Here is a 16,256-nt window from a genome sequence, read left to right as displayed (position 1 = left end):
GAGGTTTTCTTTTTCAACATAGGCTGCGATTTTCACCAAAGCTTTCGGGAGAACCTGTCTTTCCGATTTTAATCGGGATGAGATAACTGTTCTAATGTCAGTTGAGTTATTGCAAAAAAAAAAGTCTTTTCAAGTAAATGAAAAGACTTTTGTCGGGGTGGCAGGATTCGAACCTGCGGCCTCCTGCTCCCAAAGCAGGCGCGATAACCGGGCTACGCTACACCCCGAAGATGTTTTGCTGTACTGCCCGAAAGCGGATGCAAAGATATAAATAAATTTGATTTGTAAAAGGAAAAAATGAAAATAAATAAAACTTATTTCAACATAGCTATTTCAGATTTATTTTCGGCGTTATTTTTTATAATAAAGTTTACATTTGCATCACAAAAAAACAATACACATTATGTCAGATACAATCGAAAAAATTAAATGCCTTATTATAGGTTCTGGCCCTGCAGGATACACTGCCGCTATTTATGCTGCCAGAGCAAACATGAATCCGGTTTTATACCAAGGAATGCAGCCTGGAGGTCAGTTAACGACAACAAATGAAGTAGAAAATTTTCCGGGTTATGTTGATGGTGTTACAGGACCAGAAATGATGGTACAGTTACAAGAACAAGCAAAACGTTTTGGTGCTGATATTCGTGATGGCTGGGCTACAAAAGTTGATTTTTCGGGTGGAATTCATAAGGTTTGGATTAATGATTCAATCGAATTACACTGCGAAACTGTAATTATTTCTACAGGTGCTTCGGCTAAATATTTAGGATTACCGTCAGAACAGCACTATTTAAATATGGGAGGAGGAGTTTCTGCCTGTGCTGTATGTGATGGATTTTTCTACCGTAACCAAGAAGTAGTGATTGTTGGAGCTGGGGATTCTGCTTGTGAAGAAGCACATTACTTATCTAAACTTTGTAAAAAAGTAACGATGTTAGTAAGAAGCGAAAAATTCAGAGCTTCTAAGATTATGGAAGAACGCGTTCGCAAAACTGAAAATATCGAGATCTTAATGAATCACGATACTGTTGAAGTTTTGGGAGATAACAATGTAGTACATGCTATTAAAGCATTAAATAAAACTACAGGAGAAGTTATCGAAATTCCTGCAACCGGATTTTTCGTAGCAATTGGTCACAAACCAAATACAGATATTTTTAAAGATTATATCATCCTTGACGAAACAGGATATATCATAAATACTCCAGGAACATCTAAAACAAATGTAGAAGGTGTTTTTGTAGCTGGAGATGCTGCAGATCATGTGTACCGTCAGGCAATTACTGCTGCCGGAACAGGATGTATGGCTGCGCTTGATGCTGAAAGATATCTAGCTTCTAAGGAATAAACTTAAAGTTTTAGTTTTGATGCTGCTGAACATGAAAACAATAAATATGAAAAAAGTCCCATTTTATTAAAATGGGACTTTTTCGTTATATTACCTTTTAGATTCTAATAGTTTTAAAAGTTTACAATGTCGTTGTTTTTGCCTTTACTGCGCCTGGTTTTTTAATCAGTTTTGCTTCTTCGCTAAAGCGTGTAAGTTCTATTTTCGGATCACCAAATAATGAAACTTCAGACTTGTCTCCAGCTGCAATTGCTATAGTGGTTTCAGATAAAATAGTGGCAATGGAAGAGCCTTCTGTTGTTAAATTCGCATCTTTTAAAGTAAACTTTGTTCCTGTAAAAACCGAATTGTTGTCTAAACGAATAGTGGCTTTTTCTGCAATTCCTTCAATAGTTGCATTGGCTTTTTGGTACAAATCACATTTAAATTTAATGGCAGAAACCAATGTTTTAATAGAAGCATTTTTGCTTAACTGTAAGCTTCCGTCTTCTGTTTTTAAGTTTAATTCTGTTTTTGATTTGTCATCTGCAATTAAATTGAATTTTTTTGAATTTACATTCAGATATAACTTAGAATAATCTACACTATTAAAAGTAATGTCATCTAACTGCACTTCCTGAATCGCATAAATTACAGCATCATTTTTTGCAATTACCTTTTTTAAAGAACTTGTATAGGTGATTTTAACCGAAAGCTTTTTAAAAATAGTACTTTCTTTAGCTGTATATAAACGAAGCGTTTTGTCTCTTAAATCCATCGAGATGATTTCGTGAAGATTGTCATCGGCTTCAATTTTCATTTCATTTTTTTCTCCCTTTTCAAGATAAACCTCTAAGTTATCATCGATTTCGAGTGCATCAAAACTTCCTACTTCTTTAATAGATGTAGTTACAATTTTTGATCCTTTTACTTTCTCTCTTTTTTGAGCAAAAGTTAATGTTGTAACTAAAAGTAAAAGTAGTAGTGCTGTATTTTTTTTCATTAATTCTAGATTTGATTTTAGCAAATATAAAAAAATCATCCACTTTTGATGAATGATTTCTTTTATATTTAACACTTAAAGGTATTAGCTTTGATTGACGCTTCCTCCTGAACTTGCAGTTTTGTCAATTGTTTTTGGAACATTGTCATAATTAATATTCCCGCCGCTGCTTGCCTCGGCTTTAAGGCTCAAGATTGGATGAACTTTTGTAACTGCTCCGCTTGAAACATCTGCATCTACATCATTAGCAAATAAATTTCCGGCTTCAATAGAAGAACCGCTTGATGCTGAAGTTTTAACTTTCAATGCTTTTCCTTTAATATCAATAGAGCTTCCGCTGCTTGCATGACAAGATACAGTATCAAATTCAGTATTTACATTTATTGATGCTGCACTCGATGTTTCTAATTCTATACTTTCTCCGTGAAGCAGGTTTTTGCCTAAAACAGTTGATGCGCTCGAAGCTTCTATTTTATCAATTGACGGCATTTTTACCGTTACCTTTTTCATGGTAATATTACGGAAAGAATTGAATTTGCATCTAATTACTAATGTTCCGTTTTCAACTTTTGTAATTATATCTTTTTGAAGATTATCATCAGCTTCGACAACAACTTCATAATTATCACCCTGCTCTATAACTAAATCTATGGCGTTGCTTACTTTAACGTTTTTAAAATCTCCCTGAACTGTTCTTTTTTCAGTGGTTACGTTGCCGCTTCCTTCAATTGTATTCATGTTTAAATTACATGAAGCAAAAAGTAATGCTGTAATTGTTGCAATAACAAATTTGGTGATATGAATGATTATTTTTATCATGGCTTTTGGTATTAGTTAATTTTAATTATAACTCCATTTTTATCTGTAGTTAATCTGCCTTTGGTTTTTTTACCGTTTAAAACTTCTTTTCCATTAATTTTAATTGAAACCTCTTTTACAGTATCATTTTCAATTGTATTTACTTCGTCAGAATCGCTCTCATTATCATTGTCAGTGTTGTCTACAGGACAATCCAGACATTTTACTTTCGAACCTTCAACTTTATAATTGTAATTACCATCGTAATTTAAGTTAAAGAAATCATCATCAGAATTGTAATAATCTTTAACCGAAGCATCTGGTTTAAGCAATTGTCCTTCTGGTAAATACAGGTAAATGTCAACTTCTTGTCCTCTAAATTTATTTTTTATGTCTGTAAGAAAATAATTATCCAAAATTAAATGATTTCCGTTAATTTCAAATTTGTAATTAATTTTTTCTGCTCTTTTTTTAGCGTTTGTAAAAGAGTTTCCTCTTGCGCTTTTTTCAATTTGAATAAAGGGAGCAGGCTCATCTGTATGTAAAACGTGTAAGCGTACATCATTAGAATATATCAACTCGTTGTTTGCAGAATCCTGAACGAACTCAAAGTCTCTATAATGATTTAAGCTTTTTGCGTAATAATCACTGTATTTGAACTTTACAAATAAGGTGTCAGTTGGCTGGATACTTAAAACTTTCTTCTCGATTATTTTATTATCGTGTGAAATTTCAGTTGCCTGTTTAATTCCAATACTGATTAAAATGGCAATTGCTATAATCCAAACTGCTAAAAGCGTATATTTTGTAATGTTTCCAATTGATTTTAAGTTTGGAGATAACAATTTAAATCCTAAAAGTGTCAAGAAGAAAAACGGAATTCCAACAGCGAAAAGCATTAATAAACCAAATGACCAGATTGGATATTCAGTAAAATTTCCTGCTTCAACAAAGTTCTGCCAAGGAAAGTCAACAAAAATATTAGTTCCCAAAGTAAAAACTCCAATTAATAACATGATCAAAGTCGAGATTCCCGCTATAATTAAGATAACACCTAAAAACTTAGCAAAAATTTTAAAAACCGTCATGATAAAATCTCCAAATGAACTACTTATTCTCCCAGCTCCCGACTTTACCTGATTTCCCATTTTGTCGTAATCTGCATTTTTGAACTTGTCAGATAATGAATCAATTTCCTCACGCACTTTTTTTTCGATGTTCGAAATCGTAACCGGTTCACCTGTCATTTCTAGTTTTTCAGAAGTTGTAATGGCTTCAGGCGTTACAATCCAAAGAACGAAATACGCTAAAATTCCAGTTCCAAAACCTGCAAAAACAAATATTAAGAATACGATTTTAATCCATACAGCATCAATTCCAAAATAATGTCCCAATCCAGTTGCTACACCGCCAATCATACCATTTTCTTTATCGCGATATAATTTTTTGTGTCTTCTTGTGCCGCTGTTAAAAGACTGATTTGTGCTTTCTTCGTCTTCAATTCGGTAATCTTCAGGCTGTCCCATTACTGCAATCACTTCGTCAACATCTTTCAGTCCAACAACATGTTTCTCGCTTTTTTGTTTTTCTGTTAATAATTCAGAAACACGCATTTCGATATCTTTAATGATTTCATCCTGACCAGATGAGTTATTAAGTGATCGTTTTATAGCGTCAAAATAGCGTGTCAATTTTAAATATGCATCTTCATCGATGTGAAAAAACATACCGCCTAAGTTAATATTTACTGTTTTGTTCATGACTTATTGATTTTGATTGGTGATTAGATTTACAGCGTCAGACAATTCTGTCCAGGTACCGCTAAGTTCGTTTAAAAATGTTTGTCCTATTTCGGTTAATCCATAGTATTTTCTAGGCGGCCCGGATGTCGATTCTTCCCATCGATAATTTAGTAAACCGTCGTTTTTCAATCTAGTTAAAAGCGGATAAACTGTTCCCTCAACAACTAGTAATTTTGCGTTTTTTAAAGTGTCTAATATTTCAGATGTATATGCGTCTTTTTCTTTTAGAACAGATAAGATGCAAAACTCAAGAACACCTTTGCGCATCTGTGCTTTTGTGTTTTCAATGTTCATAATTTCATTTTGTTTTTTTTAGATTGAACAATTCGTTTTTTGATTGATGATGATTGATTGATGATTGATTGTTTTTTTTGGAGCTGTTTCCTGCTATTCGTTTCAATCTTTTGTGCCGAACCCCGGCACAAAAGGATTTCCACTTCTATCAGGGCTAGGACTCCCGTATTTTATAAGAACTTTTAATCTTTTTAGGTTACTGTCACACTGAGCGAAGTCGAAGTGCTTCCTAAACCTTAATTACTTTATAAAAGAAATCGTTAGCGGATATTTGTATAATTCTCCGTTTGAAGCTTTTATCGAAGCATAAATCACTAAAAAGAATTCAACAAATTTTAAAAGTCCAAAAAGTACTACTGCCGTAGCTCCAATACTTAAAAGGCCAATGTTTCCCTCAAAATTGAAATTTCTGATGTAGAAATCTTCATTGTCATTAAAAACAGCTTCGATTGGAAGGTTTTGTAAAAAAACCGTAACAAAAACCGGGATTGCGATTAAAGCTAAGATTAACGTGTAAAGCAATAAACTTAACTGAAAGTTCAAAGCTTGTTTTCCGTGATGATCTACAAACTCTGATTTGTCTTTGTAGCTTGACCAGATTATGACTGGGAAAATATAATTCCCAAACGGTATAATATATTGACTTAATACGCTTAAATGTGTGAATGCCGAAGTATTCTTTTCTGATGATTTTTCCATGATTAGTGGTGTTGTTGATTGCATGATTAAAAGTATATAGTAATTTCTTATGCAAATATATATCTAAAAGACAGTATCTTGTTTTGCATAGTACCAAATATTAACATAATTTTAACAAAATTAAAATTGGATATCAAGGTTTAAATAGTTGAAAATCATTCGTAAGTATTGATTTTGTTGGTGCTTTCAGAAAGTATTATCAATTTATTGTGCACGCATAGTTTTTTTGTATTTTTACATAAAAAAACATATCACATGGCAATATCTGTATCCAAACTCAACAAATTTGTATTATTTAAATTGCCGTCGGCATACTTTTGCGGCGTGCGTGTAAAAGCAATCGACAATGACAGATGTATAGTAAGCGTAAAACACCGCTGGATTAATCAAAATCCCTTTAATTCGATGTATTTCGCGGTGCAGGCAATGGCAGCAGAATTAACAACCGGTGCTTTGGTTATTTCGCAGATTCAGCAAAGCGGTAAAAAAATCTCAATGCTGGTAGCCAATAATAAAGGAAACTTCACTAAAAAAGCAACAGGCAGAATTACTTTCGTTTGTAACGATGGACACTTAATTGCCGATGCTGTCAAGAATACAATCGAAACAGGCGAGGGACAGACTTTCTGGATGAAATCTATAGGAACTAACGAAGAAGGTGTGCAGGTTTCTGAAATGGATTTTGAATGGAGTGTTAGATTGAAATAGGTTTTTTTGCCGCGAATTTCAAGAATTTCCACAAATTTTTGAGTTTGAATTAAAAAAATAATTCGTGGAAATTCTTGAAATTCACGGCAAAAAGAAAAAACATAAAAAAGGCTTCAAATATTTTGAAGCCTTTTGCATTTAACATATGCTGCAATTATTTTTTAGCGCAGCATTTTTTGTCTTTTTTGTCATCTGTTTTTTTACAACATGATTCTTTTTTAGCTTTTTCCTTTTTTGGAGCTGGCTTTGTGTCTTGCGCTTGCAGACCAATTGTAAATAAAGTAATAGCTAAAACAGTAAATAATTTTTTCATTCTTTGTATAATTTAATTGTTAGGTATTTTTCTTTTTTTGATTGAAGATGTAGTTTCAAATATAGTAGGATTTAGCTTTGAAAATTGTCAACGATAAGTTAATATGCTAATGCTTATAAAGTCTCTACGGGACAATTTTAAATGCTGGCTATTTCTATTTATCAATATTTTATCTCTACGAAATATTTATCTAGTAAATACTAAGCCAGGAGTTTAATATTGGTAAAAAAAAACACAATCCCGAAATGTCCCGTAGGGACTATACTTTTTTAATAATTCAAATTAACCCCAAATCCAATTCCCATATCGCTGTCATAATGTGTTGTGATTCCAAAATTTCTACCAGCCACATATTTCAATCCCGCCATATATTCTTTATCCGTATTCCACATTAAATTCATTCGCAAACGTCTGGAAAGCGGAATGTCTTTTCGTTCAAACTGAATTCTCACATTTCCATCGGTGTACATTTCAACTTGCGCTTTTACAAGCATTGGCAACGTATATTCTGCTCCGATGCTGAAAACCGAACGATTATCTTTGGTATTCTTTTGCCCAAAAAGATTTTGTTCCTGTTCGTCCATTCCCATTTTACGGTATCGCCAGTCAAAACCAATAAAAGGCATTAGCCATTGATTTTTTCCAATGTATCGGCCAATATGCGTTTCGGTTTCATAACCATGTTTGTCGTTATAACCTAATCTCCATTCCGTTCCAATGCTCCAGCGCGTGTTGCTGTACATCGCTTCTCCATCGTTTCCGTTTGAAGCAAAATCATTTTCTGCCATAAAATGAAACATACGATCGTCCATTTTTAGCATTTTGTAAGCCATTTCAGGATGATGAATCAACGGATTTGGAGCTGAATTTTCATAACTAAAAATACGTCCCATTCCAGCCATCATATGATATAAAATGTGACAATGAAAAAACCAGTCGCCATCAGCATTTGCCTGAAATTCGATGGTATCGGTTTCCATAGGCATAATATCAATCACGTTTTTTAGCGGAGAATAATCGCCATGCTCGTTTAAAATCCTAAAATCATGTCCGTGCAAATGCATTGGGTGACGCATCATCGATCCGTTGTACAATACAATCCTGACGTTTTCTCCTTTTTTAATTAAAATTTTATCCGTTTCAGAAACTACTTTATTGTCTAAACTCCAAACATAGCGGTTCATATTTCCTGATAATGTAAAACGCAATTCTTTTACCGGAGCATCTTTTGGTAATGTTGTTTTAGTTGGAGATTTGAGCATTCCGTAATTCAGTGTTACAACTTCAGAAGTTGCCGTAGAATCATTTGCCATTTCCATGCCTTCCATAGTATGCATCGAATGATCTTCTGTTTTTGCTGATTCCTCTTCACCGGAAATTTCAGGATACATTACGGCATTCATGTCCATTTTGTTAAGCGACATATTCATGCCCATATCATTCATTTCGCCATTCATCTTCATCATATCGTTCATCATTTTCATCCCTTCGAAATATTTTAATTTGGGAAGATGTTTGACAGATTGTTTAGTTCCTTCCCCTAAATATAAAGAAGCAGATCCGGTTCTGTCTTCGGCTGTAGCCAAAAAAGCAAAGGATTTTTTATCTTCAGGAATCGTAACGACAATATCATAAGTTTCAGAAACGGCAATAATCAAACGGTCGACTTCTACAGGTTCAACGTCGTTTCCATCACTGGCTACAACCGTTATTTTTCCTCCGCCATACGTCAGCCAGAAATAACTCGAAGCGCCTCCGTTTGCAATTCTCAATCGAACTTTATCTCCGGCTTTAAACTGTGAAAGCTGATCTTCATTTTTTCCGTTAATTAAAAACTTTTCATAATAAACATCACTCACGTCCATGGCATTCATACGTTTCCATTCGTTGGTGACTTTTGTAGAGAATTGCCCTTTCTTGATTGCTTCGGAATAACTTTGTGTTGTGCCTTTTTTTATGGCAAACCAATCGTTGGCATTATGAAGCATTCGCTGCACATTTTCCGGTTTAAGATCCGTCCATTCACTTAAAATAACCGGAACGGTTGGCAAATCGTCAATGCCTTTTCTAAAAGTCGAATCGTCTTTCTTTTTATTGATAATGAAAAGTCCGTATAAACCAATTTGTTCCTGCAATCCCGAATGACTGTGATACCAATATGTTCCGTTCTGAATAATCGGGAAACTATATTTATGTGTTGTTCCGGGTTTAATAGGCATTTGCGTTAAATACGGAACACCGTCTTCTTTATTCGGAAGAAATAATCCGTGCCAATGCAAGGCAGTATCTTCATTTTTTAAATCATTATGGACATAAATCTCCGCAATATCACCTTCTGTAAAAGTCAATATAGGCATCGGAATTTGTCCGTTTACGGTAAGCGCACGTTTTTCTTTTCCCGAAAAATTGACAATTGTATCCCGAACGTGTAAATCGTAACGAACTACTTTTTGGGCTTTTGCACCCAAAGCAATTAAAAAGACAATTAAAAAAGTATGTAGTTTCATATTGATTTTTTAAAGGTTTAGATTTCGCAATCGCAAAGCATTCACAATTACCGAAACCGAACTTAAACTCATCGCCAGCGCGGCTAACATCGGCGAAAGCAAAATTCCGAATACCGGATATAAAATCCCTGCTGCAATTGGAACTCCCAAAACATTGTAGATAAAGGCAAAAAACAGGTTTTGCTTAATGTTTTTCATCACCGAAAAGCTCAGTTTTTTAGCTTTTACAATTCCATTTAAATCTCCTTTTACAAGCGTTATTTTGGCACTTTCAATAGCAACATCAGTTCCCGTTCCCATTGCAATTCCAATATCCGCTTTGGCTAGAGCAGGCGCATCGTTGATTCCGTCGCCGGCCATCGCCACCACTTTTCCTTCGGCCTGCAAACGTTCAATTTCTCTTAGTTTATCTTCTGGAAGACAATCGGCTTTAAAAGAACTTAAATGAAGCTTATCGGCCACCGCTTTGGCTGTATTTTTATTATCTCCCGTAAGCATGATCACTTCAACGCCCTGATCAATTAAATCTTTAATCGCTTTGGCACTGTTTACTTTTATAGCATCTGTTATGGTTACGTAGCCCGAAATAACATTGTTTACCGCAATGTATGAAACCGTTTTTCCAAGATTTTGTTCGGCTGTAATTTTGCTTTCAAAATCATCAGAAACCGAAGCATTAATCTGTTCCATTAGTTTTTTATTTCCTAATGCAATTTTTGAATTATTTACGGTTCCTAAAACTCCTTTTCCGGCAGCGGCTTCAAAATCCGGAACTTCAAGTAAAGACTGATTTTTGTCTTTGGCAAAATTGACAACGGCTTGCGCCAAAGGATGTTCGCTGTATTGGTTTAGCGAAGCAATTTTCTGCAATAGAAAATCCTCGTTATTATCGATCGCATAAATTTTCTCGACAGTTGGTTTTCCTTCTGTTATCGTTCCGGTTTTATCGGTAATTAAAACATCAATTTTATTCATGTTTTCGAGTGCTTCGGCATTTTTGATTAAAATTCCATGCTGGGCACCTTTTCCAACGCCCACCATAACCGACATTGGAGTTGCCAATCCTAAAGCACAAGGACAGGCAATAATTAAAACGGCAATCGCATTTATTAATCCATATATATAAGAAGGTTCAGGGCCAAATTTTGCCCAGATAATAAAAGTCAATAAAGCAATACCAACAACCGTTGGAACAAAATATTTTGCAACACGGTCTGCCAGTTTTTGAATTGGCGCTCTCGAACGGCTGGCATCATTTACCATTTGTATAATCTGCGAAAGCAACGTTTCTGAACCTACTTTTTCGGCAATCATAACAAATGATTTTGTCCCGTTTATAGTTCCCGAAATTACAGTATCGCCCGTTTTTTTATCAACCGGAATTGGTTCTCCGGTAATCATAGCTTCATCAATATTGCTTTCGCCAGAAGTTATTTTTCCGTCAACCGGAATTTTTTCTCCCGGTTTTACTCGTAGTAAATTTCCTTTTTTAATATCGTGAATTGAGATGGTTCTGTCAGTTCCGTTTTCTACCAAAGTGGCTTCGGTTGGCGCTAATTTTAGTAATGCTTTAATTGCGCCATTGGTTTGTCCGTGCGCTTTGGCTTCTAATAATTGTCCCAATAAAACTAAAGTTATAATGACGGTTGCTGCTTCAAAATAAAGATGAATGGTTCCGTGATGCGATTTGAATTCGGACGGAAAAAGATCTGGAAAAAACATTCCCGCAATGCTAAATAAAAATGCAACGCTGGTTCCAATACCAATTAAGGTAAACATATTTAGATTCCAGGTAATAATCGATTTCCAGGCGCGGGTAAAAAACATCCATCCGGCATAAAACAAAACCGGAATTGAAAATAGAAACTGAACCCAGTTCCATTTTTCAATTGACATGATTTTAAAAAGCGGATTATCAGGAATCATTTCCGACATTGAAATAATGAAAATAGGAAGCGTAAACAATGTCGCAAGCTTCATTTTCTTTAATAAGTCGGTATAAGTTTTGTTTTCTTCAGATTCAGAGGCCTGCATCGGTACTAAATCCATTCCACAGATTGGACAATCGCCGGCCTCATTAGAAATAACTTCTGGATGCATTGGACAGGTAAATTGTGTTCCAATGGCTATTTGGGGCACTAAATCCATTCCACAAACCGGACAGTCTCCTGGTTTATTATAGGTTTTATCACCTTCGCAATGCATTGGGCAATAAAAAACTCCCGTTGCATTATGAGGAATTACCGTTTTTTCTTTTTTGTGATGATGAGCTGAATGATGTTCTTTTTTGTGACCTGAACAACATGATTTTCCTTGAGATTCGCTTTTTTTTGGAGAATCCATTTCAATAGTATATTTCCCTGCAGCAGATAAAACTTCCTGAAATTTTTCTGTCGGAATATGTTTTTCCATTGTTATGGTTGCCAATGGCGGGTCTAAAGTTACTTCGGCGTGAATTCCTCCAACTTCATTTAGTGTTTTTTCGACTTTACTGCGACAGCCGTTGCATGACATTCCGGAAATTATATATTGATGAGTCATTGTTTTTTCGTTTTAAGGTATTACAATGCAAATTTCCGAAGTAAGATCTACAACGGTTTGTACAATTTTGAGAATGATTTGTAATATTTACTAAAAGTTGTTTAACCGCAAAGAGCGCAAAGGTTTACGCAAAGCACGCTAAGTTTTTTGTTTAATTAATAAATTAAACAGTTCGCAAAGCTTTATTTATGGTTTAAAAAAATAGCCACAGATTAAAAAAATTAACACAGATTTTTAAAATCTTTTTAATCCTTCTAATCTGTGGCTAAAAGTCTTTGCGAACCTTGCGTAAACCTTTGCGGTTAAAAAAAAATTACAAATTCTCGATCTGAATACGTTTCTTATCTTTCAACTGCTTGAAATAAGTAGGTGTAAAACCCGTAATTTTCTTAAACTGATTACTCAAATGTGCGACATTGCTGTAGTTTAAAAGATCAGCGATTTCACTTAAAGAAAGTTCATTATAAATCAACAATTCTTTTACCTTTTCTATTTTCTGACTGATAAAGTATTTTTCAATTGTAGTATTTTCAATCTCTGAAAAAAGATTACTCAATGTGCTGTAATCCTGATTGAGATTCTCCACTAAATAATCAGATAAATTAATTTTGAGTTCGTTGTTTTTATGATGGACCAAATCGATAATTAAATTTTTTATTTTCTCGATGGTTTTGGTTTTTTTATCATCCAATAAATCAAAACCTAAAGTCTGCAGGTTTTTAAGTAAAACTTCTTTTTGAGAATCGTTGAGGTCATCTTGCAGTTCAACTTCGCCTAATTCAACAGAAATAGTCTGAAGTCCAAGTTTTTCAAACTCAGACTTCACGACCATTTTACAGCGGGCGCACACCATATTTTTGATGTAGAGCGTCATATTTATTTGATGGTTTCTACCACGTTTCCGCAAGTTAACATCGAAGAACCGTAATACGGATTCTTAACTGCTTTTTCTTTGCTTAACCAGTCAGCATCTGCCATTGGGCAATATTTTTTGTAAACAACTTCGCCTGATTTTGAAACTTTAATTAAGGTATACGTATTTTTAGAAAGTGACTTAAAAGTTTCACGTTGTTTTTTTAAATCGGTTGTAGTCGAAATACTTTTGGCATCGGCAGTTAATTTTTTTACCACTTTCATCCAGGCAGTATGTTCGTCAGTTTTTAATTTATCCATTTTTATGGCAGTAATTGCGTCTAATAAATCTTTGGCTTTCGCCGAAGTTAATTTTGCATCGCTTTTAATTAATGCATCTTTTACAACAAAATAGGCATCATAGACAGATTGTAACTGACTTGAATCAGCGATTTCAGTTCCTGTTTCTGTTGTTTTTATTGTATTTGCCTGAATAGAATTTGCAGTAAATAATAATGTGATTATTGCGGCTATAGTTGATATTGAGTTTTTCATTTTAGGTAGTTTTATTAAGGAGGAATTCAAATTCCCATATTAAATTTAATTTTTTGTTTGTCCATCGCAAAAAAAAAACTTTGCGAACGTTGCGTAAATCATCGCGAACTTTGCGGTTAAACTCGACGGAATTATGGCTGTCAGAAGTAGAATTACTTTATTTTAGGGATTAACCAAATAGAGGTAAAGCCATCAGAAATACTGGCGGTTTTGTAATAAGATATAGATTTCTCAGTAGAGAAATTAAAGAGATTATTTTCGAATTCAAACTCATTTATAGCAATCAAACTAAACTGTAAAGCGGTTGTTGTACAGCTGGAATGATCGCATTTTCCCTTGCAGCCGTGTTGATCTTTTTTTGAATCCTGACTTTTTTGGCAGCAGTCTTTTTGACAAGAATTAGAAGGGTTTGTTTTTTTTTCGCAAGACATTTTCTCAGAAGATTTTCCGCATGCATAACCTGAATTGGACATCAAAGAGAGACCAATTGTTAGAATGAAGAATACTATGTGAATTTTTTTCGTCAATGAAAATGCTTTAGAGATGCAAATTTATAGATTTTTTTTAACAGCAGCTATTAATTTAAGATTTCAAAACTATGTTTTCTTGAAATCTGTCGGCTTCATTTTTTTTCTTTTTTTGAAATAATTAGATAAATGACTTTCATCTGTAAAACCAAATTCATAAGCAATCTGTTTAATTGGAAGCTGGTTATTGTGAATTCGTTTTTCGATTAAAGTAGTTCGCAAATTATGAATGTATTCGCGGTAACTTATAGAAAATGTTCTTTTAAAATAGGCACTAAAATAGGTTTCAGCAATATTAAAATGATTCGCGATAACTTTAATCTGAACTAGTTTAGGCTGATAGATATTTTGGTGAATATAATTGGCAATTTGTTCATTATCTATATGAGTTGAAGTCATCTGCAGATTCATACATCGTATAGTTTCTTTTATAAGTCCAAAAATCGATAGAATCTGATAAAAAACAATAGGCGAATTTGTAACATCAATATATTGATCATATTTTGTAATATTTTCAACTGTATTTTTCAAGATGGTTTTGCAGGGTTCACCAAACTTTAAAACCGTTTCTTTTAAGATCTTGTCACGCATAAAGCTTTCCGGTGTGTGAATTAGAAATTCATCACAGGTAAGGTTTTGTTTTGAATTAAAATAATTATCGGTAAACTTGATAAAAATAAAACGGGTACTTTTTTTAATGTCAAAATAATGCTCATCATCTGGAGAAATTACAAATAAATCACCTGCTTTATAATGTAATAAGTTATTGTTTATATGATGTACACCGCTTCCTTTTTTGATATAGATAATTTCGTAATATGTATGTGTATGCGGAGGAAGATGAAATTTCTCTTCTTCAAACTCATCAATTACCAGTGTTTTGAATTGATTTAATTTTGGCATATTCTAAATTTACAAGTTTATGTTGTAAATATACAATTTTTTTAAAGTTTAACGGTGTTAAATTTGCACTGTAGAAAGTCTTTCCCTTTCTTATTAAAATCAAATGAAAAAAAGTCTTATTGCACTCTCGTTCGGGGGTTTAACTATCGGAATAACCGAATTTGTAATGATGGGTCTGCTTCCTGATATTGCTTCAGATATGAAAGTTAGTATTCCGGTTGCGGGATATTTAATTTCTGCTTATGCACTTGGAGTTGTTATCGGTGCTCCGTTATTAGTAATTCTGGGAAGAAATTTTCCGCCTAAAAAAATGCTTTTAATTTTAGCCGCAATGCTGACAGTTTTTAATGCTTTGTCTATAATTGCGCCAACGTATAACTTTCTATTCGCTTCCCGATTTTTATCAGGATTACCGCATGGAGCTTTCTTTGGAGTCGGTGCTGTAGTAGCAAGCCGTTTAGCCGAAAAAGGAAAAGAAGCACAGGCAATTGCTATTATGTTTTCGGGACTTACACTTGCTAATTTAATTGGAGTTCCTATTGGAACTTATATTGGACATAATTTTATCTGGCGTTATACTTTTGTATTAATTGCGGCGGTTGGTCTGCTTACCTTTTTGCTTGTTTCATTATGGATGCCGAATTTAGAAAAAGGCGAAAGTGTAAATATGAGAAAACAACTAGAGTTTTTCAAGAGAACAGAAGCGTGGTTAATTATTGGAATCACGGCAATTGGTTTTGGAGGTCTATTTGCCTGGATTAGTTATATTGCACCGTTGTTAACTAATGTTTCAAAATTTGCTGAAGGAGATGTTTCTTATATTTTAATTCTGGCGGGTCTTGGAATGGTAGTTGGAAATTTTGCCGGCGGTAAACTGGCAGATAAATATTCGCCGGCACCAACAACATTAGCATTACTGTTTATAATGTCTGTTGATTTAATATTAGTTTATTTCTTTTCATCAAATCAATATGTCTCTTTGTTTCTGACTTTCTTAACGGGTGCTATTTCTTTCTCGGTTATTGCGCCAATCCAAATGCTGATGATACGAACTGCGAAAGGAGCAGAGATGATTGCTTCTGCTTCGCTTCAGGGAAGTTTTAATATCGGAAACGCTTTGGGTGCTTTTCTTGGCGGATTACCTCTAACTGCTGGATATAGTTATGCATCACCAAATCTTATTGGTGTAGGAATGTCGGTGATAGGAATGCTTATTACTCTTACTCTAATTAAAATGCATAAAAGCAGCTTAAAGCTTCAAAAAGCATAATAATAGTTTACTAATTATATTGTAATAGCCCTTAGATTATTTCTAAGGGTTTTTTTGTGCCTAAAATTATTTTAGAGTTTGTTTAAGTTTTTAAATGAATTCAAAATACAGTTTTTTCTAATGCAGGCTGAGATATTCAAAAATCTGTTTTAGA

The 16,256-nt window shown here is 34.0% G+C and carries 15 protein-coding genes and 1 tRNA gene; 3 read left to right on the top strand and 13 right to left on the bottom strand.

Annotated elements, in window-relative coordinates; translation table 11 throughout:
- Window positions 1–152: 152 nt before the first annotated feature.
- Window positions 153–227, bottom strand: a tRNA-Pro gene (locus L1276_RS23190).
- 176 nt (window positions 228–403) lie between these two features.
- Between L1276_RS23190 and trxB the strand changes: the two genes are divergently transcribed.
- Window positions 404–1,351: a thioredoxin-disulfide reductase gene (gene trxB / locus L1276_RS23185; protein ID WP_253791994.1), complete on the top strand. Its 948-nt coding sequence runs from the start codon at window positions 404–406 to the stop codon at window positions 1,349–1,351.
- 121 nt (window positions 1,352–1,472) lie between these two features.
- Here the strand turns inward: trxB and L1276_RS23180 are convergent, their stop codons facing one another.
- From L1276_RS23180 to L1276_RS23160, 5 genes are all read right to left on the bottom strand, one after another.
- Window positions 1,473–2,333: a GIN domain-containing protein gene (locus L1276_RS23180; protein WP_253791992.1), complete on the bottom strand. Its 861-nt coding sequence runs from the start codon at window positions 2,331–2,333 to the stop codon at window positions 1,473–1,475.
- A gap of 84 nt (window positions 2,334–2,417) precedes the next feature.
- On the bottom strand, window positions 2,418–3,152 hold the full coding sequence (locus L1276_RS23175; protein WP_253791990.1) for a head GIN domain-containing protein: 735 nt from the start codon (window positions 3,150–3,152) through the stop codon (window positions 2,418–2,420).
- 11 nt (window positions 3,153–3,163) lie between these two features.
- Window positions 3,164–4,891 carry a PspC domain-containing protein gene (locus L1276_RS23170; protein WP_253791988.1) on the bottom strand — a complete coding sequence of 576 codons (1,728 nt, stop codon included), beginning with the start codon at window positions 4,889–4,891 and terminating at the stop codon, window positions 3,164–3,166.
- A gap of 3 nt (window positions 4,892–4,894) precedes the next feature.
- Complete coding sequence (locus tag L1276_RS23165) at window positions 4,895–5,227, bottom strand: PadR family transcriptional regulator (protein WP_008464689.1); 333 nt, start codon at window positions 5,225–5,227, stop codon at window positions 4,895–4,897.
- 240 nt (window positions 5,228–5,467) lie between these two features.
- A complete protein-coding gene (locus L1276_RS23160) occupies window positions 5,468–5,926 on the bottom strand; it encodes a DUF4870 domain-containing protein (RefSeq protein WP_253791986.1) in 459 nt (152 codons plus the stop codon).
- 255 nt (window positions 5,927–6,181) lie between these two features.
- Between L1276_RS23160 and L1276_RS23155 the strand changes: the two genes are divergently transcribed.
- Window positions 6,182–6,634: a DUF4442 domain-containing protein gene (locus tag L1276_RS23155; protein WP_253791984.1), complete on the top strand. Its 453-nt coding sequence runs from the start codon at window positions 6,182–6,184 to the stop codon at window positions 6,632–6,634.
- A gap of 154 nt (window positions 6,635–6,788) precedes the next feature.
- On the opposite strand, the gene L1276_RS23150 is transcribed toward L1276_RS23155, so the two are convergent.
- The 7 genes from L1276_RS23150 to L1276_RS23120 all read right to left on the bottom strand — a co-directional run bounded on the left by L1276_RS23150 (window position 6,789) and on the right by L1276_RS23120 (window position 14,832).
- Entirely contained in the window at window positions 6,789–6,947 is a 159-nt protein-coding gene (locus L1276_RS23150; RefSeq protein ID WP_253791982.1) for a hypothetical protein, read from the bottom strand.
- Window positions 6,948–7,216: 269 nt separating this feature from the next.
- Window positions 7,217–9,454, bottom strand: a complete 2,238-nt coding sequence (locus tag L1276_RS23145; protein ID WP_253791980.1) for a multicopper oxidase family protein — start codon at window positions 9,452–9,454, stop codon at window positions 7,217–7,219.
- Window positions 9,455–9,463: 9 nt separating this feature from the next.
- The gene (locus L1276_RS23140) at window positions 9,464–11,995 is read right to left on the bottom strand and encodes a heavy metal translocating P-type ATPase (RefSeq protein ID WP_253791978.1); all 2,532 of its coding nucleotides are present in this window, start codon (window positions 11,993–11,995) and stop codon (window positions 9,464–9,466) included.
- A 313-nt stretch (window positions 11,996–12,308) separates the two neighbouring features.
- Window positions 12,309–12,869: an AraC family transcriptional regulator gene (locus tag L1276_RS23135; protein ID WP_253791976.1), complete on the bottom strand. Its 561-nt coding sequence runs from the start codon at window positions 12,867–12,869 to the stop codon at window positions 12,309–12,311.
- 2 nt (window positions 12,870–12,871) lie between these two features.
- Complete coding sequence (locus L1276_RS23130; protein ID WP_253791974.1) at window positions 12,872–13,402, bottom strand: DUF3347 domain-containing protein; 531 nt, start codon at window positions 13,400–13,402, stop codon at window positions 12,872–12,874.
- 152 nt (window positions 13,403–13,554) lie between these two features.
- Window positions 13,555–13,929 (bottom strand): hypothetical protein, encoded by a 375-nt coding sequence (locus tag L1276_RS23125; RefSeq protein ID WP_253791972.1) that lies wholly within the window; start codon window positions 13,927–13,929, stop codon window positions 13,555–13,557.
- Window positions 13,930–13,998: 69 nt separating this feature from the next.
- A complete protein-coding gene (locus L1276_RS23120) occupies window positions 13,999–14,832 on the bottom strand; it encodes an AraC family transcriptional regulator (protein WP_253791970.1) in 834 nt (277 codons plus the stop codon).
- Between the two features lie 103 nt (window positions 14,833–14,935).
- Between L1276_RS23120 and L1276_RS23115 the strand changes: the two genes are divergently transcribed.
- Window positions 14,936–16,102, top strand: a complete 1,167-nt coding sequence (locus L1276_RS23115) for an MFS transporter (RefSeq protein ID WP_253791968.1) — start codon at window positions 14,936–14,938, stop codon at window positions 16,100–16,102.
- Window positions 16,103–16,256 lie beyond the last annotated feature (154 nt).

The sequence above is a fragment of the Flavobacterium sp. HSC-32F16 genome, from assembly GCF_024171645.1.
In the GTDB taxonomy this organism is placed as follows: Bacteria; Bacteroidota; Bacteroidia; order Flavobacteriales; family Flavobacteriaceae; genus Flavobacterium.
Note: the sequence above shows the minus strand (reverse complement) of the source record. Positions and strands in the feature narration are given on the sequence as shown.

Excerpts from the sequence above, each read along its gene's own strand:
- L1276_RS23180 (WP_253791992.1), bottom strand. The coding sequence starts at position 2,333 with ATGAAAAAAAATACAGCACTACTACTTTTACTTTTAGTTACAACATTA.
- L1276_RS23170 (WP_253791988.1), bottom strand. The coding sequence starts at position 4,891 with ATGAACAAAACAGTAAATATTAACTTAGGCGGTATGTTTTTTCACATC.
- L1276_RS23130 (WP_253791974.1), bottom strand. The coding sequence starts at position 13,402 with ATGAAAAACTCAATATCAACTATAGCCGCAATAATCACATTATTATTT.
- trxB (WP_253791994.1), top strand. The coding sequence starts at position 404 with ATGTCAGATACAATCGAAAAAATTAAATGCCTTATTATAGGTTCTGGC.
- L1276_RS23135 (WP_253791976.1), bottom strand. The coding sequence starts at position 12,869 with ATGACGCTCTACATCAAAAATATGGTGTGCGCCCGCTGTAAAATGGTC.
- L1276_RS23155 (WP_253791984.1), top strand. The coding sequence starts at position 6,182 with ATGGCAATATCTGTATCCAAACTCAACAAATTTGTATTATTTAAATTG.
- L1276_RS23165 (WP_008464689.1), bottom strand. The coding sequence starts at position 5,227 with ATGAACATTGAAAACACAAAAGCACAGATGCGCAAAGGTGTTCTTGAG.
- L1276_RS23150 (WP_253791982.1), bottom strand. The coding sequence starts at position 6,947 with ATGAAAAAATTATTTACTGTTTTAGCTATTACTTTATTTACAATTGGT.
- L1276_RS23145 (WP_253791980.1), bottom strand. The coding sequence starts at position 9,454 with ATGAAACTACATACTTTTTTAATTGTCTTTTTAATTGCTTTGGGTGCA.
- L1276_RS23140 (WP_253791978.1), bottom strand. The coding sequence starts at position 11,995 with ATGACTCATCAATATATAATTTCCGGAATGTCATGCAACGGCTGTCGC.
- L1276_RS23160 (WP_253791986.1), bottom strand. The coding sequence starts at position 5,926 with ATGGAAAAATCATCAGAAAAGAATACTTCGGCATTCACACATTTAAGC.
- L1276_RS23115 (WP_253791968.1), top strand. The coding sequence starts at position 14,936 with ATGAAAAAAAGTCTTATTGCACTCTCGTTCGGGGGTTTAACTATCGGA.
- L1276_RS23120 (WP_253791970.1), bottom strand. The coding sequence starts at position 14,832 with ATGCCAAAATTAAATCAATTCAAAACACTGGTAATTGATGAGTTTGAA.
- L1276_RS23175 (WP_253791990.1), bottom strand. The coding sequence starts at position 3,152 with ATGATAAAAATAATCATTCATATCACCAAATTTGTTATTGCAACAATT.